Genomic DNA, 25,714 nt, shown 5'->3' with positions numbered 1-25,714 from the left:
CGCCCGCGTAGGTGGCCTTGCTGCGGTCGAGAAAGGTGTCGGCGGACGGGCTGTTGCGGTACACGCCCTCGGAGCGCTCCAGGAATCCGAGGGCCACCAGCGCGTCGAGGAAGTCGGCGGCGCCGCGCGGGTGCAGTCCGAGCGCCTCGGCCAGGTCACCGCCGGTGCGGGGGGCTTCGGCGCCGGACGGCCGCTACGGAAGTGACGGACCCTTGACGCTCCGTGTGACAGCGCTTTCTCTTCGACGAATGACATCCGGACGACGATCCGTCAGACGCGGCCGACGGCCGCTCGGCCTTCTCGTGGCCGCCGCTCTCGGCGCGGCCACACTGGTCGCGCACCCCGCCGCCGCGCACACCGCACAGACCACGCGGACCGCTGCCCGTCCCCGCCACCGACCCCACCGCGCGCACGGGCGACCCGCTGCTGGTGAACCCCGAGGTGTCCGGGCCGTACGGCACGGCCGACAGTGGACCGCGGCTGGGCACCGCGCTGGGCTTCGCTCCCCGCCCGGACTCACCGCTGATCGGCACCGGCACCGTCGTCCCGGACAACGGTGGCCGTGACTACCGTGGCGCCCCGCTCTACCGCGGCCGCCCCGATATCGGCGCCGTCGAGGGGCCGCCGGGCGGCCGCGCTTGACCTTGTCGCAGCGGCAGGGTTTCTACTGGCCACATGCGCATCGGAGAAATCGCCGCGCTCGTCGGAGTCACCTCCCGGACCGTGCGGCACTACCACCACATCGGTCTGCTGCCCGAGCCCCGGCGGCGCGCCAACGGATACCGGGTCTACACCCTCCGGGACGCCGTTCTGCTGGCCCGGATCCGGCGGCTGACCGAGCTCGGGCTCTCCCTGGACGAGGTGCGGGACGTCCTCGCCGACGACGCCGGGCGTGAGCTGGCCGAGGTGCTGGGCGAGCTGGACACCGATCTCGCCCGCCAGGAACACGAGATCCAGCAGCGCCGCAAGGTGCTGGCGGCGCTGCTGGACGGCCCGCTCACACCGGACGCGCCGCTCTCCCCCGCGCTCATCGAGCTCCTGAAGGTGGCGCCCGCCACCTCCTCGCCGACCGCCGCCAAGGACCGCGAGCACCTGATGCTGCTCGAGGGGATGATCGGCGGGGACGCGGTGTACACGGCGCTGCGGCCGCTGGCCGAGGACCCCGCCGTGCTCCCGCTGTACGAGCGGCTGGACGAACTGGAGGGGGCCGCGGCGGACGATCCCCGGATCGCGCCGCTGGCCGAGGAGCTGTCCGCCGCCGTGCCCGACGAGGTGCTGGCGGCCATCCCGGACGGCGGCCCGACGGCGACCGGCTTCGAGCAGGCACTGCTCGACGACTACTCGCCCGCCCAGGCCGCGGTGGTGCGCCGGGTGATGGAGCAGCTGACCGGCCGATTGGGCAGGAGGGCGTCATGAGCCGGGTCCCGCTGGTCGCGCGCCGACTCCTCATGCACGAGGCCCGGGCCCTGCACAGCCTCGGACCGTGGGTGCTGCGCCGCCGCCACCAGGTCCCCGAGGGCGCGCTGGCCGTCCCCTACACCGGACCCCAGACGGCCATGATGTACGGGATGATCTTCGTGTCGGTCATCGAGACCGTCGGGCTGGCACTGATCATCCCTTGGCCGGTCGTGCACGCCATCACGCTCGTCATCGATGTGTACGGGGTGGTGCTGGTCCTCGCCCTGCACGCGGCCTGTGTGGTCCGGCCGCATGTCGTGGGGTCCGACGGCTCGCTGCGCATCCGCTACGGCGCACTGTTCGACCTGCGGATTCCGGCCGCCACCATCGCCGCCGCCCGGGTCGACCGGCGCTATCCGGACGCACGGCTGGTGCGGCTGGGCCCGGACGGGGTGCTCGACCTCGCGGTGGGCAGCCAGACCACGGTGACGGTGGAGCTGACGGAGCCGGTGACCTTCGTACGGCCCCTCGGGCGCCAAGGCGTCGCCCATACGCTCCGGTTCCACGCGGACGACCCCCGGGAAGCGGTCGCCGCGCTCACCCGCGCCCGGAGGGAGGCGGCGCCGGACCCGTCAGCGGCGCCGCAGTGACGGGTCGAGCAGCGCGGGCGGAGTGTCGTGCTTCTCATGCGCGGCGAGGTCGGTGCCGGGGGCCACGATCGCGTCGATCGCGTCGAGCACATCGGCGGAGAGCACGGTGTCGGCGGCGGCGAGCTGCGTGCGCAGATGGTCCAGTGTGCGGGGACCGATGAGCGCGCTGGTCACGGCGGGATGCGCGGTGACGAATCCGAGCGCGAGCTGGATCATGGTCAGTCCGGCCTCGTCGGCGACCTCGGCCAGCCGCTCGACGGCATCGAGCCGGGCCCGGTTGGAGGGGAGGGTGACGTCGAAGCGCTCCGGCATCATTGCCGAGCGGCTGGTGGTGATGGCCCGGCCCGCACGGATGGCGCCCGACAGCCAGCCCGAGGCCAGTGGGCTCCACACCAGCACGCCGAGTCCGTATTCCTCGGTGACGGGCAGTACGTCGCGCTCGATTCCCCGCTGGAGGATCGAGTAGCTGGGCTGTTCGGTGACATAGCGGCTCAGGCGGTGCTCGCGGGCGGCCCACTGGGCCTGTACGACGCGGTAGGCGGGGAAGGTCGAGGAGCCGAAGTAGCGGATCTTCCCCGCGCGCTGGAGGTCGGTGAGCGCCGACAGCGTCTCCTCGTCGCTGGTGGCCGGGTCCCATCGGTGGATCTGGTAGAGATCGACATGGTCGACGCCAAGACGGCGCAGGCTGTTGTCCAGCTCGGTGACCAGCCAGCGGCGTGAGCTGCCACGGTGGTTGGGCTCGTCGCCCATGGGCATCCCCGCCTTCGTGGCCAGCACGATGTCGTCGCGGCGGCCGGCTATGGCCTTGCCGACCATCTCCTCCGACTCGCCGGCGCTGTACATGTCGGCGGTGTCGATGAGGTTGATCCCGGCCTCGAGAGCGGCGTCGACGAGAGCGGTGGCCTCGTCCTGGGTGGTGCGCCCGATCCTGCCGAAGTTCATCGCGCCGAGCGCGAGGGAGCTGACCTGCACACCGGTGCGGCCCAAGGTGCGGTACTGCATGACCGTGTTCCTCCACTGCGGGGAAGCGTGGTGGCATTGCGCGACGGCAATGCGCGGTTTGGTTGCCGGGCCCCCGCTCTGGCATCATAAGCAAACGGAACCTGGCTCCGGTAAAGATACGGAACGCTGTTCCGTATGGCAAGTCCGGCAGTGGAGGGAGTGCGCGGTGAACGACGGCGACAAGGGCGCGGGGCCCTCGGCCCGGTCCAAGCGGGCGGACGCCCGGCGCAATCAGGAGGCCCTGCTCGACGCGGCCGCCTCGGTCTTCGTCACCTCGGGCGTGGAAGCTCCGGTACGCGACATCGCGGCCAAGGCCGGTGTCGGGGTGGGCACGATCTACCGCCACTTCCCGACGCGGGCGGATCTGATCATCGCCGTCTACCGGCACCAGGTCGAGGCCTGCGCCGAGGCCGGTCCGGCCCTGCTGGCGAGCAGCGAGACGCCGCATGCCGCGCTGGGCCAGTGGATCAATCTCTTTGTCGACTTCCTGGTCACCAAGCACGGCCTCGCCGCCGTGCTGCGGTCCGACAACGCGGGCTTCGACACGCTGCACTCGTACTTCATCGACCGCCTCCTGCCCGTGTGCACCCAATTGCTCGACGCCGCGGCCGAAGCCGGAGAGATCCGGTCCGATCTGAAGGCGCTCGAGCTCATGCGCGGCGTCGGGAACCTCTGCATCGGCGCCGAGCACGACCCCGGCTATGACGCACGCCGACTGGTCGCCCTCCTCATCGCGGGACTGCGCCAACCGCACTGACGGCGCCGATTTCCGAATACGTATTTCTGAGTACGTACCTGAGTATCCGGACGGATGCGGGGCCGATTCGCATCCGCCCATTCTTGTCCGCATGAGTGAGACACCGGTCAAGCAGCAGAGCACGGCCGCGTTCTACGGTCAGGCGATCGCCTCCTTCGCCGTCGCCATGGCCGCCACCGCCATCGGCATCTTCCAGCTGAGCGCCAACGCCTGGGTGCGCGGCTTCCTCGCCATCTCCGTGCTCTACCTGGTGACCTCCGCTTTCACCCTGGCCAAGGTGATCCGGGACCGGCAGGAGGCCGGGCAGATCGTCAGCCGGGTCGATCAGGCGCGGGTGGAGAAGCTGCTCGCGAACCACGATCCCTTCGAGAAGCTGTAGACCCCACGATTCCTTCGGGAAGGTGTGGACCTGCCGCGCGCCGCCCGGCGCTACTCGTCGATGACGAGCCCCTTGGCCTCGAGCACCGCCGCCAGCCGACTGACCTCGATCACGCTCTTCCCCGCGCGGTAGTCGGCGATGTACCCGTCTTCCGCGTCGACGCGGGCCCGGGACTTGGCCATGACCTCCTTCAGGTCTTCGCGAGAACTTCGGCGGGGTCATCAGCGAAGCGATCATGACCGGCCGGATGGACATGGCCTTCATCTCAGGAGCTGGTCGACGTCGGCCTGCTGCTGCCCAGCCGTATTCACACCATCCGCCAGGTGGTGGAAGCCGCGTTCCAACAGGCGTCGCTCCAGCCCCGGGTAATCGGTGAGCCGCCTCGCGTTCAGCCACCCGTGGGCGGTCCGCTGGTGCCCCGTACCGTCAGCTTGGGGTCCAGCACCGCCTCTCTCGGTTCCGGCACCGTGTTCTCCAGCCGCTCCACGGCGAACCGCACCGCGTACTCGGCCATGAGCACCGCGTCCTGGCGGACCGTGGTCAGGCCGATCGGCATCAGATGGGAGAGGTGGCTGTCGTCGTAGCCCACGACCGACAGATCGCGCGGAACCTCGACACCCGCGTGCGCCAGGGTCATCAACAGCCCCATCGCGCAACGGTCGTTGCCCGCGAGGACCGCCGTCGGCAGGGGCCGGCCGTGATCGCGCTCGGCCAGCAGCAGCCGTCCCGCGTCGATGCCCGACTGCTCGGTGTGCTCACCCGGGATCACCCGTAGCTCCGGCTCCAGGCCATGGCGGCGCATCGCGGCCCGGTAGGCGCGGCGGCGCTCGGCCGAGCCCGGTCCGCGGCCGCCGTCGATGTGCACGATCCCGCGGTGGCCCAGTTCGACGAGGTGCTCCATGGCCTGCCGTACGCCCTTGCCCTCGGCCGTGTGCACGCTGTCGACGCGGGCGTGGGGGACCCGGCGGCCGACGGAGACGGCGACCGTGCGGTGTCCCAGTGCGTCGACGTCCGCGGGCTGGGCGTCGGGGCCGAGCAGGATCACCGCCTCGCAGCGGTGGCCGAGCAGCGCCTCGACGGCCTTGGCCTCGCCACGCCCCTGAGCGGTCGCGGAGAGCAGGACGTCATAGCCGAGCCGCTCGGCCTCGGGGTAGATGGCCTCGACGAGGTCGGCGTGGAAGGGCTGACGCACGGTGAACATCACGCCGAGCGTGCGGCTGCGGCCACGGGCCAGCAGCCGGGCCGCGCTGTCGGGCCGGTAGCCGATCTCGTCGGCGACGCGCAGCACCCGGTCACGGGTCTGCGGGCTCGCCCCCGGCTGATCGCGGAAGACGATCGAGACCAGGGCCCGGGACACGCCCGCCTTCTCGGCGACGTCCGCCATGGTGGGCCGCTGCCTGCCCGATGTTTCCACCCGTGATCACCTTCCGACGCGGCCCAACCTTACGGTCAGTCGCGAAATCCCCCGGCAACAAGCTATTGACATGACATTCGGACAGCGGCCATCGTACTCGACTAGAGCGCGCTAGTAGAGCGCGCCAGCCAGCCCCGTCCCCGATCCGTGATGACCCCGTCCTCCCCCTCCGCAGAAGGACAACGCCATGGCAACGGCGCCATCCCCTCTCCGCACCACCACGGGCAATCTGTGCCTGGGCTCCGCCCCCGACTCCTGGGGCGTCTGGTTCCCCGAGGACGAGCACCAGGTGGCGTACACCCGCTTCCTCGACGAGCTGGCCGCGGCCGGCTACCAGTGGCTGGAGCTCGGCCCGTACGGCTACCTGCCCACCGACCCGCGGCGGCTGAAGGCCGAGCTCGACGCGCGCGGTCTGCGGGTCTGCGGCGGCACCGCGTTCGGGGCGCTGCACCGCCCCGACGCCTGGGACGAGACGCTCGCCCACGTGCGTAAGGTGGCCGAGCTGACCGCCGTCGCGGGGGCACGCCGACCGGCTGGGCAAGCTCCTGCTGGACGAGTACGACATACGACTGCCCATCGCCGTCAGCACCCGTGAGCACCTGGCCGGCTGCGGCGAAGGACGTGCCGGCCTGGTCAGGCTGCCGGACCCGGCGGCCGTCGGGACGGCGTCCACGTCGGGGTTCCGCGAGTGGATCGCCTCGGTCGCGGCGGGCGCCGAACCCACCGGCCCGTCGTCCTGGGACGGCTACGCCGCCACCGTCATCACCGATGCCGCCGTCGAGTCCCTGGAGTCGGGCGGCCAGATGATCACCGTCGACATGAAGCCCCGACCCGCATGCTACGGAGCCACCTCGTGAAGATCGCCCTCGACCCCTATATGCTCCGCGCGCTGCCGCTCGACGAGATGGTGCGCACGGTCGCCGAACTCGGCTACGAATACATCGAGCTGTCCCCGCGCGACGACTTCATGCCGTTCTTCCTCCACCCGAGGGCGGACGACGAGCGCGTCGCGGAGCTGAAGCGGGCCCTGCGCACGCACGGTGTCCAGCTCTCCTCCGTGCTGCCGCTGTACACGTGGTCCTCGCCCGACGAGACCGAGCGGCAGACCGCCGTCCGTTACTGGAAGCGGATGATCGAGATCACCGCCGACCTCGAGTGTCCGCTGATGAACTCGGAGTTCAACGGCCGCCCCGAGCGCGCCGCCGAGAGCGAGGCCGCCTTCTGGCGCTCGCTGGAGGAGCTGCTGCCGCTCTTCGAACGCGAGGGCATCGCCCTCAACCTGGAGGCCCACCCGGACGACTTCTGCGAGGAGAACACCCCCGCGGTCGACCTGGTCCGCGCCATCAACAAGCCGTGGGTGAACTACCTCTACTGCGCTCCGCACACCTTCCACCTCTCCGGCGCCGAACCGACGGCGGACATCGCGGCGATGATGGCTTACGCGGGCGACAAGCTCCAGCATGTGCACATCGCGGACTCCTTCAACCACAAGGGCTCCTCCGGGCTGCGCTACATCCTCAACCCGCCCCGGACCCCGGCCCGTATCCATCAGCACCTGGACATCGGCCAGGGCGAGGTCGACTGGGACACCTTCTTCGGCACCCTCCGCGAGCTGAACTTCGACGGTGTCGCCACTTCCTGCGTCTTCGCCTGGGAGGAACGGGCGCGGGAGTCCTCCGCCTTCATGCTGAACCGCATCCGCAAGGAGCTCGCGGCGTAAGACACGGCGGCCGGGCGCAAGAACTCCGTCAAAGGTGGCGAGAGCGGCGTAAGAGGAGCGTCAGGGTGCGCTCCTTTCGCCCTGCGCCCGGCCTAGCGTGCCCGTATGGAAGGGCTGATGGACCGGCCCGCCCGGACGCCCGGTGGCCGCCGTCGGCGTGCGGACGCGCGGTGGGCGGTGTGGCTCGCGCTGGCGTTCGCCGGAGCGACGACGGTGCTCGACTGGGCCTCGGGCGGGCTCACCGTGGCGCGGGCCGATCTGTGGGCCCTGCTCGCGGTGGCGGTGTTCGCCGTGCTGCGGCCACCGCGGGTGACGGCGGGCGGCGGCCGGCTGACGGTACGGGGGCCCGTACGCGTCCGCCGGGTGCGCACCGACGCCCTGGCCGGGGTGTGGCGGGACGGCCGGATCGCCACTCGTCTGCGCCTGTGCGACGCCTACGGCCACCGGGTGACGCTCGACCTGGGCGTCCTGATCGCGGATCCGCTGCTGTGGCACGAGCTGGACACCGGTGCCCGGCGCTCCCTCGAGGCGGGCACGTTGCGGCACGGTACGGAGATCCTGCGGCTGCTCGGCCGGGATCTCGACGACACGGCCACCCGGGGCATCCTCGGCGCCTCCGGCCTGGAGTAGGCGGGCGGGTCAGCCGCGCAGCGCCCGCAGATGCGCGCTGCGGACATCCGCGGTCTGACCCTGCACCACCAGGAACAGGCCCTCCCGGGCCAGCCGCTGGGCGGGGCTGCCGAGGCCGAAGGCCCTGCCGCCGCCCGCCACGATCGCCGCGGTGGTGGCGGCGCGCAGCACGGCGTAGGCCCGGGTCTTCACCGCGAGCCGGTCCGCCAGGCGCTCGCCCGGGGGAACCTCGTCCACCAGCGCGTACGCCTCCCGGCGCACCTCGCGCAGCCGCTCGCCCAGCACCTGCGCCGTCTCCTTCGCCTCCGCGTCCCCGGCGGCCTCCAGCAGCTCCAGGGCCGCGCCGGCCACGCCGAACACGGCGGGGTTGGGGTTGGTGTTCTTCGGCCGGTCCGCGACCGCCCACTCCTCGTAGGGACGGCTCCAGACCACCGCCTCCTCGGGCACCACCAGGCCGTCCAGCTCCAGGCCGACCGTGCGGGTGCCGGTCAGCGCGGCGAGCTCGAGCGGCGGCGTGGGCCGCAGCCCGGGCTGCTCACGGGCGTCCGCGAAGGCGAACAGCGCCTCGCCGTCGTCGGTGACCCCGGCGAGCAGCATCACATCGTTCAGGCCCCAGCCGGTGTACCACGGCACCCGACCGTCGAAGCGCCTGCCACCCGGGACCCGGGTGACCCGCACCGGTGTGCGGGGGAAGGCCCGCAGATGCGAGAAGGCGATACCGGACAGCAGCGTGCCGTCGCACAGCGGCCGCAGCAGCCGCTCGCGCGCCGGTGAGCCGGAGGCGGCGAGCATCCTGACCGGGCTGTGGTGCTGGGCCTGGACGAAGTAGGTGGAGCAGCACGCCCCCGCGAGGATTTCGGCGATCTCGCGGGCCACCGCGTCCGGCGCCCGCGTCCCGCCGTACGCCGCCGGGCCACTCACCCCGAGCACCCCGGACCTCTTGACCTCGGCGATCGCGGCCGGGGAGACGCCCTCGCGGTCGGCGGCCTCGGCGCCGGGCGCCAGCACCTCACGGGCGAGGCGCCGGGCCGCCTCGATCAGCGTCGTGGCAGGGGCGGTCATGACGGCTCCCGGTCGAGAGCGAGGTCCACGGCCCTCTTCACCCCGGTCCGCGTCCGTTCCCGTGTTCCCGTCCGGCTTCGCGCTCACGAGCCCGCAGCCTACCTCGTTGCGGTCACCGCTCCACCGATGGAAGAACGAGGGCGCACCCTCGTCGTGGGGCTGCTGGTCTTCGGGGCGGCGGGCCTCGGATCCGGCCAAGTCCGAGGAGGTGGGGCGGCCGGGATCACAGCGGGACGCGGAGTGAGGACCGGCCCTTCCGCCAGGTGTCCAGAACCTCATCGGCGAAGCGGTCTTCCAGGAACACGGTGGCATCGACACCGAACGCCACGTCCGCGGCGAGCCCGGGTTCGCGCTTCAGGAGGTCGTCGATCACGCCATGGCGTACGACCTGCTCGTGTACGGCGTCGGCCTCCACGTGCTCGGTGTAGAAGAACACCGCCGCCTCGCCCGCGCCCAGCCGTCGCAGTGCCTGGGCCAGCCGGTCGGAGGCGGGCGAGGAGGTGATCTCGACGGTGGCGAAGTGCCCCACCAGGGCGCCGCGCAGCGCTCTGTGCAGGCCCAGCAGCGACATCATGTTGACCACCGCCAGCATCCACGCCGACGTGGCGTCCAGATAGTGGTTGTACGCCGGGTCCAGACCCAGATCGGCCATCAGATCGGCGAACAGCTCCGCGTGCACCCGGTCCCCGTGCCCGGCCCCGAACTCGTCGTACTCCACGGCCGCCATCGCCGCCTTGGCCCGGCCCCGCAGCCGTGGCAGGACCCATACATGCGGGTCGGCCTCCTTGAGCTGGTAGAGCGACCGATGCGCGATGTACTCACGCAGCTGCCACAGCTCGCCCTCGTCCCGGAGGAAGTGCGACACGCCCGTGCCATCGGCGGGCTCCACCAGCAGCCCGGACACGGCGGCGTCCGGGGCGTCGTGCGTGGTGGCGTCGGAGCGCAGCGCGTCCAGGAAGCGCCGCTCGAGCGCCTGCCGCATCCGGAGCAGCTCAGGGTCCCACTCCCATGCGTCGTCCACACCGGAGAAGCCCTGGTAGTGGAGTTCGTAACACATGTAGAGCGCGAGCTGCGGATCGTCGCCGTACGGATCGGCTTCCCGGAGCGACCGGCCGTCGGGCAGCGTCGCCCCGCCGGGCTCGCGTACGAGGGCGTCGACGAGCGCGCCGGACACCTCTCCCCGTGCCGTGGGCAGGGGCATCGGCCGGGTCGTCGTCGCGGGATGCGTTTCGCTCACCGTTCGTTCTGCTCCGTCCGCCGCTGTCGTGGTGGGCCTCGGCTTCGCCTTCGTGGGCCGGGTTCCCCATACCACCTGCCGCAATCGCGGCGTGGACGACGCCACCGGACCATGCCACCCACTCGGCCCACGCCTCGCCTCGGTGGGTGCCCCATGGTCGCGGACCCGGTTGCCATGGGATTTCACGGGTACTTCGCACTGATCCATTGATGTCGCCGGGCGCCGGGGAAGTCGTCCGGTGAGCGTGCGCCCACTATGCGCAGGCCGTCGCTGATGAAGATCCTCGCAGTGCTGTACCCGGGAGAACGGGCGGAGGAAGAACACCCGGAGGTGCTCGCCACGGCGGAGAACGTCCTGGGCCTGCGCCCCTTCCTGGCGGAACAGGGGCACGAGATCGTCGGTACCTCCGACACCGGCGAGGAGGCCGACGCCCAGCTCGCCGACGCCGAGGTGCTCATCACCACGCCCTTCTGGCCCCTCTACCTCGATGAGAAGCGCATGGAGCGGGCCAGGAAGCTCAAGCTGGTCATCACCGCCGGTGTCGGTTCCGACCACATCGACATGGAGGCGGCCGGGCGGCACGGCATCCGGGTCACCGAGGTGACCGAGAGCAACGTGGTCAGTGTGGCCGAGCACAACGTGATGCAGATCCTCGCCCTGGTGCGCAATCTGATCCCCGGGTACCAGCAGGCCGTGGCGGGCCGCTGGGACGTGGCGGAGGTCTCCCGCGACGCACACGACCTGGAGGGCAAGACCGTCGGGCTGGTCGGACTCGGCGCGATCGGCGCCCGTACCGCGCTGCGCCTCAAGGGGTTCGACGTACGGATGCTGTACTACGCCAACCACCGGCGCTCCCCAGCCGAGGAGACCACACTGGGCGTCACGTACGCGCGGCTGGACGCCCTCGTCGCCGAGTCCGATGTGATCTGCCTGGCGCTGCCGCTGATGGCGGGCAGCAAGGCGCTCTTCGACCGTGAGCGGCTGAACGCCATGAAACCCGGCAGCTGGCTGGTGAACACCGCCCGTGGCGCGACCGTGGACACCGACGCCCTGGTGGCGGCGCTGGAGAGCGGCCACCTGGCCGGGTACGCGGGCGACACGTGGTATCCCGAGCCCGCCCCGGCCGACCACCCGTGGCGGACCATGCCCCGGCATGCGATGACCATCCACTGCTCGGGCATGACGATCGAGGCGCAGAAGCGCATCGCCGCCGGTGTCGAGGAGATCCTCCGCGCTCACCTCGGGGACCAGCCGCTCCCCTCCGACTACGTCCTGGTCGACCCCACCTCGAGCTGACCTGTGCCCGTACATCGGTCGGCGCCCGGGCGTCGGTCGGCTCGGCGCCCGGGTGTCAGTCGGCTCGGCGCCCGGGTGTCAGTCGGCTCCGGTCCCTTCGACCAGGACCCGGATGGTGTCCAGCCCGGCGTCGGCCGCGTCGGGGAGGTTCATCCCGGCCTTCAGCCCGGAGCGCAGATAGTCCAGGACCGGCTGGGTCAGCACCTCGCCGGGCAGCACGGCCGGTATACCCGGCGGATAGGGAGTGATCATCTCGGCCGCCACCCGTCCGGACGCACGGGCCACGGGCACGTCCTCCACCGCGCCGAAGTAGGCGTCCCGCGGCAGACAGGACTGCTCCATCCGCAACTCGTCCGGCGTCGGTACGGCCACCTCGGGAGCGGGCCGCAGATCCTCCGCGTGGCCGGCCAGTTCGCGCAGCGCCGTCAGCAGCGCACCGGTCGTCGAGGGGTCGTCGGCGTGGGTGAGCTGGGTGCTGATCCGCCGGTGGTCGGCCAGATGGGCGTTGACGTCGTGCTGTCCCCGGAGCCAGTCGGCCGCCCGGTAGCCACTCACCCCGAGTCCGGTGAGGTCGATGACGACCGGAAACGGATCGAAGTCACTGCCCAGACCCGGGCCCACGTAGTCCGCGGGCCCGTCCACATGCAGTCCGTCGATGGCCGCGATCTCGTCGCGCACCGCATGTGCCCGGCGCAGCGCCGCGCCGAGCAGTTTCTCGCCGTGCAGCACCATCTGCCGACGCCACCCGTCCATTCCCGCGTAGAGGAGGACGGACGGACTCGTGGTGCCGAGCAGATCGGCGCGGGACTTCAGGACGGCCGGCTCGATCAGGTCGCCCTGGAGGTGGAACACCGAGCCCTGCTCCAGACCGCTGCCCATCTTGTGGATGCTGGTCACGCAGACATCGGCACCCGCGTCCATGGCCCAGCTCGGCAGCTGGGAGCAGAACGGCAGATGCGCTCCCCACGCCTCGTCGACGATCAGCGGGCGGCCACGCCGATGGCAGACCTCGGCGATCCCCTCCAGGTCGGCGCAGGATCCGTACGGAGTGGGGCTGGTCACCAGGGCGCCCCTGGCCTCCGGGTGCTCGTCGAATGCCCGCTCGAAGGACGCGGCCGACGGCGGATGCGCTATATGGCGGGCACCGTCCCATTCGGGGTCCACCCAGATCGGCCGGACACCGGAGATGATCAGGCCGGAGGCCACCGATTTATGCGCGTCCCGGCCCACCAGCAGCGTCTCGTGGGGGCCGGCCACCGCCAGCATCGCCGCCTTGACGGAGAGCGAGCTGCCGCAGGTCGAGAAGAAGGTGTGCTCGGCGCGCACCGCATCCGCCATCAGCTCCTCCGCGCGCTCCAGCACACGACCTGACCCCAGCCGGTCGTCAAGGCCACCGAAGGCCAGGAGGTCGGCGCGGAACACCTCGTCCCCCAGGACCTTGACGACCTCCGGGTCGGCGCCCCTGCCCTGCTTGTGCCCGGGCGGAGTGAACGGAAGGGCCCCACGCTCGTGGTAGCGAGCCAGGGCCTCCAGAATCGGAGCCTGCGTGTGATCCATGGCGGACGAGTCCCCCTCCACCTGCGGAGAAAACCGTTGCTCAGCGCTGCTTGCGCGAGCGGTGGAAAAGCCACGCCGCGGGTACGAACCAGCAGATCACGAACCAGAGCAGGGCCGCGGCCGCCAGCCAGAACGCGGTGACATCGGCCACGACGACACGCAGGATGAGCAGCAGCGCCGACGCCACTGTGCACAGCAACAGCACCAGCCCGGCCACGGTGAAACGGGAGGCCCAGTCCACCGTTTCCGGCTTCAGCCGGCGTCCGGTGACGATGCGGTGCAAGGAGACGGGTGCGATCAACGCGCCGGTGGCCGCCGCCCCCAGAAGGACGGTCACGACGTAGATGGCCCGGTCCACCTGGCCCAGGTCGTGGAAGCGCGGGGTGAAGGCGACCGTGAGCAGGAACGCGAACAGAATCTGCACGCCCGTCTGCGTCACCCTCACCTCTTGGAGCAACTCGGCCCACTTGCGGTCGGCCCGCTCCTCGCGGGTCTCCACACGGCCGGACCGAGCCTCACGGCCGCCGTTTCCCGGCGCTTCGTGGTCGTCGTGCATCAGCGTGGCCTCCTTCGCGTCCACCCCCTTGTTCCCAGCCACTTCGAAAAGCGAACATCACCCGCGATCAGCGGCGCGAGGGCGGCCGATCCATGCATCACCCAGGCCGTCAGGGGCACTCGGCCCCCAGTCAGTGGAAAGGAGAGAGACACCATGACCCACACCGCCGAGACCGGCGAGGCCACCGGCACGAAGGACAAGGACTACAACCTCGTCTGGTACGTCGAGGCATGCCTGAGCAACGCGCTGCGCATGGAGACCTACATCCAGGACGCGGAACGGGACAAGGACACCGAGGTCGCGGAGCTGTTCCGCAAGGCCCAGGCGGACAGCCGCAAGGGAGCCGAGCTGGGCAAGCAGCTCCTGAAGACCCGCTTCGGCAGCTGATCCGCTGATGGAAACATCTCCTAGCTGATCGAAAGATCTCCGACGGCCCCCGAGGGCTTGGCCCTCGGGGGCCGTGGCATACCGCGACGGGGGCGGCCGGTGGCATTCACCCCGGCTCGCCCCAGGTCACCCAAGGGCTCGCCCCAGGTCACCCCAGCACGGCGATCGCGAACGCGATGCAGAAGGTCACGAACAACGCCACAAAGAGCCAAATGACGATCGTGGGGCCCTTCGACCAGCCCTTCGTGGGGTTGTACGTCTCGCGGGGGCCCGCTTCCGAGAGGCCGCCCTCGGCCGGTGGGGTCTCGCCCGGCGGCACGCCCACACTCGGCCGAAGTCCGGGAGATCCGGGTGTCGCAGGCCCGGGTGTCGCAGGAGTTCCGGGAGGCCCGGGAGATCCGGCAGGTCCGGGAGTGCGGTCAGGGTGCGGGTTCTGCTGGTCCATGTCCGATGCGCTCCTTTCCGCCCGCGGCGCGCCGGCTCCCCCGGTCCGCCACCCCGTTTCGGGCGCCGTCCCCGGTGGACCCTTCCCACCTTACGGCCCATACAGCTCATACAGCCCATACGGCGGAGGAGCGGCCGGGCACGGCCCGGCGTTCGCGGCACACCGCGGGCGTCACGGTTGCCCGGCGTTCGAGGCGGTGTCGGTGTGGAACACCAGCCGTCCGTCCGCGACCTCCACCCGGGCCCGGTCGCCGGACGAGATCTCGGCGTCCAGCAGCAGTCGCGACAGACGGTTGTCCACCTCCCGCTGGATGGTGCGGCGCAGCGGCCGGGCACCGTAAGCCGGTTCATGGCCCCGCCGCGCGATCCAGTCGACGGCCTCCGGGGTGAACTCCACGGTGACGTCCTGGGCGTGCAGCCGACGGCGGGTCTCCTCCAGCAGCAGATCGGTGATCTGGCGCAGATGCTCGTCCGTGAGCTGCCGGAAGACCACGATCTCGTCGATGCGGTTGAGGAACTCGGGCCGGAAGTGCTCGCGCAGCGGTCGCAGGACGCGCTCGCGCCGGGCCTGCTCGTCCGTCTCGGCGTCCGCGGTCCCGAAGCCGAGTGCACCACGCCCGCCGATGGCCTCGGAGCCGAGGTTGCTGGTCATCACGACGACCGTGTTGCGGAAGTCCACCGTACGGCCGTGGGCGTCGGTGAGCCGGCCGTCGTCGAGCACCTGGAGCAGGGTGTTGAACACGTCCGGATGCGCCTTCTCGATCTCGTCGAACAGGAGCAGCGCGTAGGGGCGGCGGCGCACCGCCTCGGTGAGCTGCCCGGCCTCCTCATGGCCGACGTACCCGGGCGGGGCGCCGACCAGCCGGCTGACGGTGTGCCGCTCCTGGTACTCGCTCATGTCCAGCCGGACCATCAGGTCCTCGCTGCCGAACAGCGCCTCGGCCAGCGCCCGCGCGAGTTCGGTCTTGCCGACGCCGGTCGGGCCGAGGAAGAGGAAGCTGCCGATGGGGCGGCCGGGGTCGGCGAGACCGGCCCGGGAGCGCAGCACCGCCTCGGCGACGGCGCTCACGGCCTCGTCCTGCCCGATGACCCGCTCGGACAGGTGTTCCTCCAGGCCGAGCAGGCGGGCCTTCTCCTCCTGGGTGAGGCTGCTGACCGGGATCCCGGTCTGGCGGGAGACCACCTCGGCGATGTTCTCGGCGGTGACCTCGAGGCTCTGCCCGTCGTCGGGCTCGGTGCCGCCGTCGGCCTCGATCCGGCGGTTCAACTCGCCTATGCGGTCGCGCAGTTGGGTGGCCCGCTCGTACTCCTCCGCGGCCACCGCCTGGTCCTTGTCCCGGGTCAGCTGCTCGACCTCGCGCTCCAGGCTGCGGGTGTCGGTGCCCTTGGTACGCGAGCGCAGCCGCACCCGGGCGCCTGCCTGGTCCACCAGGTCGATGGCCTTGTCGGGCAGGAACCGGTCGGTGAGGTAGCGGTCGGACAGCTCCACGGCGGCGAGCAGCGCCTCATCGGTGAAGCGGACCTGGTGATGGGCCTCGTAGCGGTCGCGCAGGCCACGCAGGATCTCCACCGCGTCGGCGACGGAGGGCTCCGGGACCAGGATGGGCTGGAAGCGCCGGGCCAGCGCCGCGTCCTTCTCGATGTGGCGGCGGTACTCCTCCAGTGTGGTGGCGCCGATGACATGGAGTTCGCCACGGGCCAGGGCGGGCTTGAGCATGTTGCCCGCGTCCATGGACCCGCCCTCGCTGCCGCTCGAGCCCGCGCCGACCACGGTGTGCAGCTCGTCGATGAAGACGATGAGCTCCTCGGAGTGGGTGCGGACCTCGTCGATGATGCCGCTCAGCCGCTCCTCGAAGTCGCCGCGGTAACGGGTGCCGGCGACGACCGCGGACATGTCCAGGGCGACCACCCGGCGGCCCAGGAGGATGTCGGGGACGTCTCCCTCCGCCACGCGCTGGGCGAGTCCTTCGACGATGGCGGTCTTGCCGACACCGGCGTCGCCGATCAGTACGGGGTTGTTCTTGCCCCGGCGGGACAGCACCTCGACGGTCTGCTCGATCTCCTGCTCCCGGCCGATGACCGGGTCGATCCGCCCCGCGTGGGCGAGGTCGGTCAGATCGCGGCTGAACTTGTCGAGGGTGGGCGTGTCCTGCCGTCGGCCGGACTGCTGACCGGCCGTCCCGCTGACCGACGGCCGGCCCGGTGCGCTCTGCGGTCCGCCCCGGCCCGCCGCGGCGTCGAAGGGCAGGGAGTTGAGGATGCGGCCGGCCGTGGAGTCGTGGTTGGCGGCCAGCGCCCCGAGCACATGCTCGGGGCCGATGTAGGAGGCGCCGTTCGTACGGGCCAGTTCGTGTGCGTCCAGCAGGGCGCGCTTGACCGCGGGGGTGACGGACAGCTGGGTCCGCCGCGGCCCCTCGCCGCTCATCCGGTCGATCTCCGCGGCCAGCGCGTCGGTGTCGGCGCCCGCCCCCGCCAGCAGCCCCCGGGTCGGCTCGGTGGCAAGCGCCGCACGCAGCAGATGCTTGGTGTCCAGATCGGCACTGCCGTGCTCGGCGGCGTAGGTGGCCGCGTCGGCGACGAGTTGCCGGGCAGGGTCGCTCATCAGGCGGCCGATGTCGATATGGCGGAGGCCGGGGCGCGGTCCGCCGCCGAGGAATCGCGCCATGAATTCCTCGAACGGATCTGGACCGAAGTCACCCGGACCCATGAAACCGCTGCTCATGGCCTTCCGTTCCGCGGTCCCGGCCAGGTGTCCGGACCGGGCCCGCTCTCTTGAGAGGCTTGATCCTTTCCGGGCGCGGGTGCCCGGGAGGCGCCCCTGTTACACCTGCGGTCGCCGGAGCGCGAGTGGCGACGGCACCCGACACCACCGGCCATACATTCAGTCATCGATGATGAACACACCGTCACCAATATCCTCGCGGTGCGGCGTCCGCCTTCTTGGGAGAGCCTGTAGGCAGGGAGCGTGCCCAACAGTCGCGCCGCACATCCGGGGTGACACCTGCACCTAGCGAGGAAGGCGGGCCGTGATGAGCGCTTCGGATACGCACGCCATGCGGCGGGACCAGGTCGAGCCGGCCCCACCCTCGGCGATCAAGCTGAACATCAACGACCAGGTGCGGCAGCTCGAGGTGGATCCGCGGACCTCGCTGCTCGACGCGCTGCGCGAACATCTGCGCCTGAGCGGGACCAAGAAGGGGTGTGATCACGGGCAGTGCGGCGCCTGCACGGTGCTGATCAACGGTCGGCGCGTCCTCTCCTGCCTGACACTCGCCGCGATGCACGAGGACGACGAGATCATGACGATCGAGGGCCTGGGCGACCCCGACCATCTGCACCCCATGCAACGGGCCTTCGTCGAGCGTGACGGCTTCCAGTGCGGCTACTGCACCCCCGGCCAGATCTGTTCGGCCGTCGGCATGCTCGCCGAGGTGAGGGCCGGCTGGCCCAGCCATGTCACCACCGACGTGTCCTCGCCCCGGGTCGCCTTGACCGATGACGAGATCCGCGAGCGGATGAGCGGCAACATCTGCCGGTGCGCCGCCTATCCGAACATCGTCGCGGCCATCCGCGACAGCGCGGAGGGAGGCGCCATATGAAGTCCTTCACCTACGAGCGGGCGACGGACACCCGGGCCGCCGTCGCCGCGGCGGCCCAGCCGGGCGCGAAGTTCATCAGCGGCGGCACCAATCTCCTCGACCTGATGAAGCTCGACATCGAGTATCCCAGCCATCTGGTGGACATCAGCCGGCTTCCGCTGCGGGACATCGAGGAGTTGCCGGACGGTGGACTGCGGATCGGCGCCCAGGCGCGGAACTCCGATGTGGCGGCCGATCCCCGCGTGCGCACCCGCTACCCGGTGCTGTCCGAGGCACTGGTGTCGGGCGCCTCGGGCCAGCTGCGCAACAAGGCGTCCACCGGGGGCAATCTGGTGCAGCGCACGCGCTGTCCCTACTTCTACGACACGGCCGCGGGCTGCAACAAGCGCAACCCCGGATCGGGGTGCGCGGCGATCGGCGGGTTCAACCGGATTCACGCGATCCTCGGCGCGAGCGAGTCCTGCATCGCCACCCACCCCTCGGACATGGCCGTCGCGATGACCGCGCTCGACGCGGAGATCGAGCTGCTCCGGGCCGACGGTTCGGAGCGCCGCGTCGCCATCACGGACTTCTACCGGCTGCCGGGCGATACGCCGCACATCGAGAACGTACTGGGTGACGACGAGATGATCACGGCCGTGCTGCTGCCGCCGCCCCTGCCGGGCCGGCAGATCTACCGCAAGGTGCGCGACCGGGCGTCGTACGAGTTCGCGCTGGTCTCGGTGGCGGCCATCGTCTCGACCGGCCAGGGAACGATCCGGGAGGCGCGGGTGGCCTTCGGCGGTGTGGCGCACAAGCCGTGGCGGTCCGTCGAGGCGGAGGACGCGCTGACCGACCGTCCGGCCAGGATGGACACCTATCACGCCGCCGCCGAGGCGGCGCTGCGCGGCGCGGTCGGGCGGGGCGACAACGACTTCAAGATCGAGCTGGCCAAGCGCACACTCTGCCGCACGCTGGCACAAGCGGCCGGGGCGAGCTGAGGAGGCGGGATGATCGGGCAAGCTGTGGACCGCGTCGACGGCCCGCTGAAGGCAACCGGCCGGGCCACCTACGCCTACGAGCACTGGGAGGCCGGTCAGCCGCTCTACGGCTTCATCGTCGGCGCGACGATCGGCAAGGGCCGCATCACCCGGATCGACACCGAGAACGCGGAAGGCGCGCCCGGTGTCCAGCTGGTGATGACCTACCTCAACGCCCCGGCGCAGGGCCCCCGCGACGAGTCCATTCCCTTCGAATACTGGCGCGCGCAGCCGATGTTGACCGGTCCGGACGTCCACTTCTACGGCGAGCCGGTGGCACTGGTCGTCGCCGAGACCTTCGAGCAGGCCCGGGACGCGGCCGACCTGGTCGAGGTCGAATACCGCGCCGGGCGGGGCCGGTTCGACTTCGGCGAGTTCGAGGACGACACCTACATCCCGAAGACGGTCAACGCCGGTCTCCCCACCGACACCGCGGTCGGAGATTTCGACGCCGGGTTCGCCGGTGCGGAGGTCAAGGTCGACGAGCAGTACACGACGCCGTACGAGTTCTCGCTGCCGATCGAACCGAACGCGTCCATGGTGGCACCGCGCGGCGAGGACCTGGTCGTCTACGTCAGCTGCCAGATCACCGACGCGGCGCGGGACTCGGTCGCCGCCACCCTGATGATGGATCCGGAGCGGGTGCACATCGTCACGCCCTTCGTCGGCGGCGGCTTCGGCTCCAAGCTGGGCATCCACTCCGAGACGATCCTGGCGGCGCTCGCCGCCCGCACACTGGGCCGGCCGGTCAAGCTCACACTGACCCGGCAGCAGGTCTTCCAGCTCGTGGGCATGCGCCCCACATCGAACCAGCGGGTCCGGCTGGGCGCGGGGCGCGACGGACAGCTGGCCGCGATCGCCCACGACGTCACCATGCACACCAACCCCGACGTCGAGTACGCCGAGCAGACCGCCGCCACCGTCCGCAGCCTCTACGCCGCACCCCACCGGCTGACCAGCCACCGGCTGACGGCGCTCGACCTGCCGCGTGGGACGGACGTCCGCGCGCCGGGCGAGGCGCCGGGCATGCTCTCGGTCGAGTCGGCGATGGACGAGCTGGCCGACGCGCTCGGGATGGACCCGGTCGAGCTGCGGATCCGCAACGAGCCCACCGTCGATCCCGAGCGGAACGTGCCGTACAGCGACCGGCACCTGGTGGAGTGCCTGCGCGAGGGCGCGCGCCGGTTCGGCTGGGAGAACCGCCCGGCCACGCCCGCGAGTGTGCGCGAGGGACGGTGGCTGATCGGCTACGGCATGTCGGCCGCCATCCGGGGACACTTCCAGGGGCCGACGACGGTGCGGGTGCGGTTGGAGCCGGACGGCACCGCCGTCATCCAGACGGACATGACCGATATCGGCACGGGCACCTACACCATCCTCACCCAGGTCGGGGCCGAGGGACTGGGACTCCCGCTGGAACGGGTGCGGATCGACCTCGGACGTTCGGATCATCCCTCCAGCTGGGGGTCCGGCGGCTCGTGGGGCGCCACCAATTCGTCCACCGCGGTGCATCGGGCGTGCGCGGCCCTGCGCACGAAACTGCTGGACGCGGCGTGCGGCGACACACGCTCCCCGCTGCACGGCAGGGACCCGGCGGACGCCGTGTTCTCCGACGGCAACGTGGCCATCGGTGATGCGTCCGAGGCGCTGCGCGAGATCGTCGCGCGCCACCATCCCGACGGTGTGGAGGCGGAGGGCAAGACCCGCTTCATGGGCGACGATCCGAACTACTCGGACTACTCGATCAACACCTACGGGGCCCATTTCGCCGAAGTGGGCGTCGACGCGGACACCGCCGAGATCCGTCTGCGGCGGATGCTCAGCGTGTTCTCGGTGGGCCGTGTGTTCAACCCGAAGACGGCCCGTTCGCAGCTGATCGGCGGCATGATCTGGGGCGTCGGCGCGGCCCTCGAGGAGGAGGCCGTCGTCGACTCGCGATCCGGCGCCTTCGTCAACCGGGACTTCGCGGGGTATCTGGTGCCGGTCCACGGCGACATCCCCGCCGACATCGACGCCGTCGTCCTCGAGGGATACGACGACAAGGCCAATGACCTCGGCGCGAAGGGCATCGGTGAAGTGGGCATCTGCGGATCCGGTGCGGCGGTGGCCAACGCGGTGTTCAATGCCACCGGTGTGCGTGTGCGGGACTTCCCCATCACGATCGAGAAGCTGTTGCCCGGACTGCCGGCCATGGTCTGACTCCCTGGGCGTATCCCGTCGGCCGCGCGGTGGTGGGGCGTAGCGTCGTCCCATGACGATCACCGACGAGACCCTCACACGGCTGCGGAGCGCGGCGACCGCGGGCGATGCCCAAGCCGCGCTGCGGCTGGGGCGGTTGCTGTGCCTGACGGCAGCGGACCCGGCCGAGCCCGGGGACGGCGAGCCGACCTGGCCCGAAGAGCCCTGGCTGCGCGCCGCCGTGGAGGCGCACCCCGATGATGTCGCGGCTCTGACCCTGCTGACCGGGCGGCTTGCCCAGCAGATCTCCTACTGGGAGGCGTGCCTGGACATGAACCCCGACGTCATGAAGGGGTACGGGGAGGACGAGAGCACTGTCGAACGGCGGCATATCGAGGCGGAGAAGCTGTACGCCCGGATACGCGCGGCCGGTCCCGACCGCCACACACAGGCCGGGCTGGACGAGTTGGCCGTGCTCCTCGGTGTCGGTGACAAGCCCGCGGCGGAGGGCACGTACAGCTTCTACGTCATGGAGGACGAGGCATGGAGCGGCTCCGTGCGGCACAGCGCGACCATCGTCGCGTCCGACGCCGATGAGATCCGCTGGGCGAGCGACAAGTGGTTCACGCTGGCCGAGGGCGGCATCGGTGGCGAACCCACCCTGACCGCCTATGTGGACGGCGCGGAGGTGGGCTCGCTCGACCTCGGCCCGCACCTCGCGGACGGGGGCGTGGACTGGGGCGCCGTCGCCGTGCCCGAACTCTCCGGTGCACGCCTGCCCGCGGGACTGCCGGTCCCCGGCCGCGGGCTTCACTATGGCTTCGCCGGGGGAGCCGCGTAGTGAGTCGGTGAGGCGGGGGGAGAGACCTTGTGGACCGCTCAGCCCGTGTGGGCCTCCGCATCGGGTGCCCCGTTCCGGGACGTGGGCGGTACGCAGAACCATGCGAGAGCCGCGGCGGTCAGATAGGCGAGGGCGCCGATGGCCATGCTGGTGCGCAGCCCCTCGCCGTAGTCGGCGGCCGTGGCGAGCAGGGTGCCGCCGAGCGCCACGCCGGTGGCGCTGCCGAGCTGACGGGTGGTGTTGAACAGGGCGGAGGCGGTCCCCGAGTACGCCGGGGGCGCGGCGCCCATGACGGTGGAGGCGGAGCCGGTGAGCGCGAAGGAGGTGCCGAATCCCGCTGCCATCATCGGGACCACCAGCAGCGGGTAGGCGGGCTCGGCTCCCGCCGCGACCCAGCCCGCCAGCCCCAGGGCCGCCAGCAGCATGCCGGTGCACACCAGCGGACGGTCGCCGGTCGTGCGGGCCAGCCGCCCGGAGAGGATGGACGCGAACATGGTCATCGCCACCGCGGGGAAGAGCGCGAGGCCGGTGACGAGGGCGCTGTAGCCGCGCTGGTGCTGGAAGTCCAGGCTGGCGGTGAACACCATGCCGTAGAAGCCGAAATTGAACAGCAGGCCGATGACGGCTCCGCCGCCCAGCGCACGGGAGCGCAGCAGGCTCGTCGGCAGGGCGGGGAAGCGGGCCAGTCGCTCGCGCACCATGAACGCCGTGGCGGCCAGTACGGACAGGCCCACCCCGGCGAGGACGGCCGGATCGGACCATCCGCGCCGGCCCGCCTCGTTGAGCGCGGCGGTCAGCAGGGCCACCGCCGCCACGACGGAGCACTGCGCCGGCCAGTCGAGGGGCCGGGTGGTGAGCCGGTCGGAGGGGGCCACGCGGCGCAGCGTCAGGACCAGACAGGCGACGCCGACGGGCAGATTGATGAGGAACACCCACCGCCAGCCCACGGTGGACACCAGCAGCCCGCCCAGCAGCGGTCCCGCCGAGGCCGCGATCCCCGCGACGGAGCCCCACACCCCGAAGGCCCGCGAGCGGGCGGCCGGAGCCGGATACGCCTGCTGGAGCAGGGCCAGCGAGCCGGGCACGATCAGCGCCGCGCCGAGGCCCTCCGCCACCCGGGCGGCGACGAGGAAGGGGGCACTCGGCGCGAAGGCGCACGCGGCCGAGGACATGGTGAACACCACCACGCCGGTGCAGAAGATCCGGCGGTTTCCCAGCCTGTCCCCCAGCGCACCGCCGCTCAGCAGGAACCCGGCGAAGACCAGGGTGTACCCGTCGGTGATCCATTGGATGCCGGTGAGCGAGGCCGACAGCTCCCGGCCGATCACGGGCACGGCCACGTTGATGACCGTCACATCCAGGATGACCATGAAGTACCCGGCACACACGGCCAGCAGCGGTACCAGGGACCCGATGCCGGACACGAAGGCCACGTCCCGACTCCATCCCGCTCACGAAGGCTCTACAACAAACGGCACAATAGGGGATGAATGACCCACATGGCGGGAAGGGATACTGGGCACGTGGTTCACATGCGCGAGGATCCGCGGTCCCTCCCCACCGAACTGCGGCCCTATCTGGCAGAACTCGTCCGGCGCACCCGCACGGTGTGCGGGCCCCATCTGGTGAGTGTCCTCGCGGTCGGCTCCCTCGCGCTCGGGGACTACCGGCATGGGCGCAGCGACGTCGATGTGACGGTCGTCGTGGAGCCCGCACTGCCCGGACCCGCTCTGCACGACCTGGCCGGGGCCCTCGCCCACCCGCAACTGGCCTGCCCGGCGGCGGGACTGGAACTGGTGGTCTACGGAACGGATTTCGTCCGCCGTCCCTCGGGTGCTGCCGGGTACCTTCTGAACCTCAACACCGGCCCGCTGCTGCCGCACCGGGCCGACGTCGAAGCGGCTCGGTCCCCGGCCTTCTGGTACGTCATCGACCGCTCCGTCGCCCACCAGACCGGGCTGACGCTGTTCGGCCGCCCGGCCCGGGAGGTGGTCGCCGCACCGGATCGCCCGGATCTGCTCGCCGCGATCCGGGCCTCCGTCCGTGAGCACAGCGACGGCGAAGGTCACCTCGCCGACAACCGTGTGCTCAACGGCTGCCGCTCGGTGGTGTTCTGCCGTACGGGCCGCTGGACGGCCAAGCGCACGGCGGCGCGGGAAGTCGCCCTGGCCGAGGGGGAGTTCCGGCCGCTCATCGAGGCCGCGGTGCGCAGCTTCGAGCGCCCACGCTCCGCCGCGCTCCCGCTGCCCACCGCCGAGGTGCGGGCCTTCCTGGCCTGGGTACGCGCACGGGTCGATCAGACCGCCCGGGCGGCCGGGGCCTGAGGAGGGGCCCGCGGCCCCGCGCCGCCGCCGCGTTCACTTGAGCCTCGCGCTCAGGGCCGCAGCAGGATGCGGATCGGGTTGCCCTCCCGCTCGCGCAACCGCCGGATGCCCTCGTTCACTTCCTCCAGGGGCAGGATCGCGCTGACCGACCCGGAGATGTCCAGACGGCCCCGGGCGGTGAGTTCGACCAGGTCCTCCAGATGCTCCATGCGATACCCGGTGTGTCCGATCACCGTATGGCGGTTGCGGACGAAGTGGCGTTCCGGGCCCACGGCCAGAGGATCGGGCGAGATGCCGACGAGCACCAGACGGCCCCGGTGCCCGAGGGCACGCTCCGCCTGGGTGAAGGAGGGCGTACGGCCGACGCAGTCGAAGGCGACGTCCAGGCCCTTGCCGCCCGTGATCTCCTTCAGCCTGACCTTGGTGTCACCGTCCGTCGGGTCGAGCGCGAAGTCGGCGCCGAGGGCGAGGGCGCGCTCGCGCGCGGCGGGGAGGGGGTCGAGGGCGACGATCGGGGAGGCTCCACAGATGCGGGTGAGCTGCACGAGGTGGGTGCCCAGACCGCCCAGCCCCCAGATGCCCACGGATTCGGCCGACCGCAGCTGGGCGGTGTCGATGGCGCCGTACGGGGTGGAGACGGCGTCGGCGAGCACGGCGGCGTGTTCCAGGGGTACGGAGTCGGGCACGGTGATGAGCGTGGTGGCGTCGGTCAGGACGTACTCGGCCCAGGCCCCGTCGTAGTGGAAGGCCATCACCTGGAGGTCCTCACAGGTGTTCGTACCACCGCCGAACCGGCAGGCGGGGCACGTACCGCACGCCTTCCCCGCGCCCAGGACCACCCGGTCCCCCGCCTTCCAGTGCCCGACGCCGTCGCCGACCGCCGCCACCACGCCCGATGCCTCGTGCCCGGGGGTGACCACCGGCAGCCGGGGCGGGATATGGCCGTCGAGCTGGCTCAGGTCCGACTGGCAGATGCCGCACGCGGCCACCTTGACCACGACCTCGCCCACTCCCGGCCGTGGCACCGGCACATCCTCGACCTTCAACGTGCCCGCTGCCGTGTCGAACCGCGCGGCGCGCATCGTGGCCGGGAGGTCGTCCGCCACCGCGCCTGCCGTTGAGTCCGTGCCGGTGCGTATCGGTCGTGCGTCCAAGGTCATCCGTGGTTCCTTTCACGTGCTTGGCCGGTTGGCGGCGGGCCGATCACCCGCCGGTACGGGAACAGCGAGTGATCATGATGCCGCACGCAGTCTGCCGTATGCGG

Annotated in this window: 25 protein-coding genes and 3 pseudogenes; 16 read left to right on the top strand and 12 right to left on the bottom strand. The window is 71.3% G+C overall.

Features of this window, described 5'->3' with window-relative positions:
• Positions 1 to 37: 37 nt before the first annotated feature.
• Positions 38 to 166: pseudogene (locus KHP12_RS53920) on the bottom strand (methyltransferase family protein); the annotation flags it as partial.
• Positions 167 to 429: 263 nt separating this feature from the next.
• On the opposite strand from KHP12_RS53920, the gene KHP12_RS48115 reads away from it, so the two are divergent.
• From KHP12_RS48115 to KHP12_RS48105, 3 genes are read left to right on the top strand one after another with little or no spacing between them, the layout of a single operon-like run.
• Entirely contained in the window at positions 430 to 642 is a 213-nt protein-coding gene (locus KHP12_RS48115; RefSeq protein ID WP_208652876.1) for a hypothetical protein, read from the top strand.
• A gap of 33 nt (positions 643 to 675) precedes the next feature.
• Complete coding sequence (locus KHP12_RS48110; protein ID WP_086880369.1) at positions 676 to 1,416, top strand: MerR family transcriptional regulator; 741 nt, start codon at positions 676 to 678, stop codon at positions 1,414 to 1,416.
• The gene (locus KHP12_RS48105) at positions 1,413 to 2,048 is read left to right on the top strand and encodes a hypothetical protein (protein WP_086880368.1); all 636 of its coding nucleotides are present in this window, start codon (positions 1,413 to 1,415) and stop codon (positions 2,046 to 2,048) included. The genes KHP12_RS48110 and KHP12_RS48105 overlap by 4 nt, the downstream gene beginning before the upstream one ends.
• Here KHP12_RS48105 and KHP12_RS48100 read toward each other — a convergent pair.
• Positions 2,031 to 3,050, bottom strand: a complete 1,020-nt coding sequence (locus KHP12_RS48100; RefSeq protein ID WP_211834697.1) for an aldo/keto reductase — start codon at positions 3,048 to 3,050, stop codon at positions 2,031 to 2,033. The genes KHP12_RS48105 and KHP12_RS48100 overlap by 18 nt on opposite strands.
• Positions 3,051 to 3,216: 166 nt before the next feature.
• Here KHP12_RS48100 and KHP12_RS48095 point away from each other — a divergent pair, with 166 nt between their 5' ends.
• Complete coding sequence (locus tag KHP12_RS48095; protein ID WP_086880366.1) at positions 3,217 to 3,807, top strand: TetR/AcrR family transcriptional regulator; 591 nt, start codon at positions 3,217 to 3,219, stop codon at positions 3,805 to 3,807.
• A 91-nt stretch (positions 3,808 to 3,898) separates the two neighbouring features.
• A complete protein-coding gene (locus tag KHP12_RS48090; protein WP_037957710.1) occupies positions 3,899 to 4,186 on the top strand; it encodes a YiaA/YiaB family inner membrane protein in 288 nt (95 codons plus the stop codon).
• A gap of 50 nt (positions 4,187 to 4,236) precedes the next feature.
• On the opposite strand, the gene KHP12_RS52655 is transcribed toward KHP12_RS48090, so the two are convergent.
• Together KHP12_RS52655 and KHP12_RS48085 are read right to left on the bottom strand one after the other, a co-directional pair.
• Entirely contained in the window at positions 4,237 to 4,368 is a 132-nt protein-coding gene (locus KHP12_RS52655) for a hypothetical protein (protein ID WP_276328615.1), read from the bottom strand.
• A 206-nt stretch (positions 4,369 to 4,574) separates the two neighbouring features.
• Positions 4,575 to 5,570: a LacI family DNA-binding transcriptional regulator gene (locus KHP12_RS48085; protein WP_086880365.1), complete on the bottom strand. Its 996-nt coding sequence runs from the start codon at positions 5,568 to 5,570 to the stop codon at positions 4,575 to 4,577.
• A gap of 217 nt (positions 5,571 to 5,787) precedes the next feature.
• Here KHP12_RS48085 and KHP12_RS48080 point away from each other — a divergent pair.
• The 4 genes and pseudogenes from KHP12_RS48080 to KHP12_RS48070 form a co-directional block, all read left to right on the top strand.
• Positions 5,788 to 6,202: pseudogene (locus KHP12_RS48080) on the top strand (2-keto-myo-inositol dehydratase); the annotation flags it as partial.
• A 15-nt stretch (positions 6,203 to 6,217) separates the two neighbouring features.
• Positions 6,218 to 6,457 (top strand): annotated as a pseudogene (locus tag KHP12_RS52045) (inositol 2-dehydrogenase); the annotation flags it as partial.
• Positions 6,454 to 7,320 carry a sugar phosphate isomerase/epimerase family protein gene (locus tag KHP12_RS48075; RefSeq protein WP_086880364.1) on the top strand — a complete coding sequence of 289 codons (867 nt, stop codon included), beginning with the start codon at positions 6,454 to 6,456 and terminating at the stop codon, positions 7,318 to 7,320. The pseudogene KHP12_RS52045 and the gene KHP12_RS48075, both read left to right, overlap by 4 nt.
• Before the next feature lie 105 nt (positions 7,321 to 7,425).
• A complete protein-coding gene (locus KHP12_RS48070; protein ID WP_246648948.1) occupies positions 7,426 to 7,950 on the top strand; it encodes a hypothetical protein in 525 nt (174 codons plus the stop codon).
• Positions 7,951 to 7,959: 9 nt separating this feature from the next.
• Here the strand turns inward: KHP12_RS48070 and KHP12_RS48065 are convergent, their stop codons facing one another.
• Both KHP12_RS48065 and KHP12_RS48060 read right to left on the bottom strand, forming a co-directional pair.
• Positions 7,960 to 9,012 carry an acyl-CoA dehydrogenase family protein gene (locus KHP12_RS48065; RefSeq protein WP_211834696.1) on the bottom strand — a complete coding sequence of 351 codons (1,053 nt, stop codon included), beginning with the start codon at positions 9,010 to 9,012 and terminating at the stop codon, positions 7,960 to 7,962.
• 223 nt (positions 9,013 to 9,235) lie between these two features.
• Complete coding sequence (locus KHP12_RS48060; RefSeq protein WP_211835013.1) at positions 9,236 to 10,213, bottom strand: iron-containing redox enzyme family protein; 978 nt, start codon at positions 10,211 to 10,213, stop codon at positions 9,236 to 9,238.
• 309 nt (positions 10,214 to 10,522) lie between these two features.
• Here KHP12_RS48060 and KHP12_RS48055 point away from each other — a divergent pair, with 309 nt between their 5' ends.
• Positions 10,523 to 11,545 (top strand): NAD-dependent formate dehydrogenase, encoded by a 1,023-nt coding sequence (locus tag KHP12_RS48055; protein WP_211834695.1) that lies wholly within the window; start codon positions 10,523 to 10,525, stop codon positions 11,543 to 11,545.
• A gap of 78 nt (positions 11,546 to 11,623) precedes the next feature.
• On the opposite strand, the gene KHP12_RS48050 is transcribed toward KHP12_RS48055, so the two are convergent.
• Complete coding sequence (locus KHP12_RS48050; RefSeq protein ID WP_211834694.1) at positions 11,624 to 13,102, bottom strand: aminotransferase class I/II-fold pyridoxal phosphate-dependent enzyme; 1,479 nt, start codon at positions 13,100 to 13,102, stop codon at positions 11,624 to 11,626.
• 40 nt (positions 13,103 to 13,142) lie between these two features.
• Positions 13,143 to 13,658, bottom strand: coding sequence for a DUF6328 family protein (locus tag KHP12_RS48045; RefSeq protein WP_086880387.1), 516 nt, complete (start codon positions 13,656 to 13,658; stop codon positions 13,143 to 13,145).
• A gap of 153 nt (positions 13,659 to 13,811) precedes the next feature.
• On the opposite strand from KHP12_RS48045, the gene KHP12_RS48040 reads away from it, so the two are divergent.
• The gene (locus tag KHP12_RS48040; protein WP_086880360.1) at positions 13,812 to 14,045 is read left to right on the top strand and encodes a hypothetical protein; all 234 of its coding nucleotides are present in this window, start codon (positions 13,812 to 13,814) and stop codon (positions 14,043 to 14,045) included.
• A 148-nt stretch (positions 14,046 to 14,193) separates the two neighbouring features.
• Here the strand turns inward: KHP12_RS48040 and KHP12_RS53710 are convergent, their stop codons facing one another.
• The gene (locus tag KHP12_RS53710; RefSeq protein WP_167442385.1) at positions 14,194 to 14,370 is read right to left on the bottom strand and encodes a DUF6480 family protein; all 177 of its coding nucleotides are present in this window, start codon (positions 14,368 to 14,370) and stop codon (positions 14,194 to 14,196) included.
• A gap of 291 nt (positions 14,371 to 14,661) precedes the next feature.
• Positions 14,662 to 17,211 (bottom strand): ATP-dependent Clp protease ATP-binding subunit, encoded by a 2,550-nt coding sequence (locus KHP12_RS48030; RefSeq protein WP_211834693.1) that lies wholly within the window; start codon positions 17,209 to 17,211, stop codon positions 14,662 to 14,664.
• Positions 17,212 to 17,518: 307 nt separating this feature from the next.
• Here KHP12_RS48030 and KHP12_RS48025 point away from each other — a divergent pair, with 307 nt between their 5' ends.
• Genes KHP12_RS48025 through KHP12_RS48010 form a run of 4 tightly spaced genes read left to right on the top strand, consistent with a single transcriptional unit; the run spans position 17,519 to position 22,126 of the window.
• Positions 17,519 to 18,088 (top strand): 2Fe-2S iron-sulfur cluster-binding protein, encoded by a 570-nt coding sequence (locus tag KHP12_RS48025; protein ID WP_086880358.1) that lies wholly within the window; start codon positions 17,519 to 17,521, stop codon positions 18,086 to 18,088.
• Positions 18,085 to 19,068 (top strand): FAD binding domain-containing protein, encoded by a 984-nt coding sequence (locus KHP12_RS48020; protein WP_086880357.1) that lies wholly within the window; start codon positions 18,085 to 18,087, stop codon positions 19,066 to 19,068. Before KHP12_RS48025 ends, KHP12_RS48020 begins: the two co-directional genes overlap by 4 nt.
• A gap of 9 nt (positions 19,069 to 19,077) precedes the next feature.
• Positions 19,078 to 21,306: a xanthine dehydrogenase family protein molybdopterin-binding subunit gene (locus KHP12_RS48015; RefSeq protein WP_086880356.1), complete on the top strand. Its 2,229-nt coding sequence runs from the start codon at positions 19,078 to 19,080 to the stop codon at positions 21,304 to 21,306.
• 52 nt (positions 21,307 to 21,358) lie between these two features.
• Positions 21,359 to 22,126, top strand: a complete 768-nt coding sequence (locus tag KHP12_RS48010) for a hypothetical protein (RefSeq protein ID WP_211834692.1) — start codon at positions 21,359 to 21,361, stop codon at positions 22,124 to 22,126.
• Positions 22,127 to 22,164: 38 nt separating this feature from the next.
• On the opposite strand, the gene KHP12_RS48005 is transcribed toward KHP12_RS48010, so the two are convergent.
• Entirely contained in the window at positions 22,165 to 23,559 is a 1,395-nt protein-coding gene (locus KHP12_RS48005; RefSeq protein ID WP_308289542.1) for an MFS transporter, read from the bottom strand.
• 99 nt (positions 23,560 to 23,658) lie between these two features.
• Here KHP12_RS48005 and KHP12_RS48000 point away from each other — a divergent pair, with 99 nt between their 5' ends.
• The gene (locus KHP12_RS48000; protein WP_211835011.1) at positions 23,659 to 24,450 is read left to right on the top strand and encodes an aminoglycoside adenylyltransferase domain-containing protein; all 792 of its coding nucleotides are present in this window, start codon (positions 23,659 to 23,661) and stop codon (positions 24,448 to 24,450) included.
• Between the two features lie 50 nt (positions 24,451 to 24,500).
• On the opposite strand, the gene KHP12_RS47995 is transcribed toward KHP12_RS48000, so the two are convergent.
• Positions 24,501 to 25,610 carry a zinc-binding dehydrogenase gene (locus tag KHP12_RS47995; RefSeq protein ID WP_208653152.1) on the bottom strand — a complete coding sequence of 370 codons (1,110 nt, stop codon included), beginning with the start codon at positions 25,608 to 25,610 and terminating at the stop codon, positions 24,501 to 24,503.
• Positions 25,611 to 25,714 lie beyond the last annotated feature (104 nt).

Origin of the sequence: Streptomyces asiaticus (genome assembly GCF_018138715.1) — a bacterium.
Lineage (GTDB): Bacteria > Actinomycetota > Actinomycetes > Streptomycetales > Streptomycetaceae > Streptomyces > Streptomyces asiaticus.
This window is presented reverse-complemented; position numbering and strand designations above follow the sequence as displayed.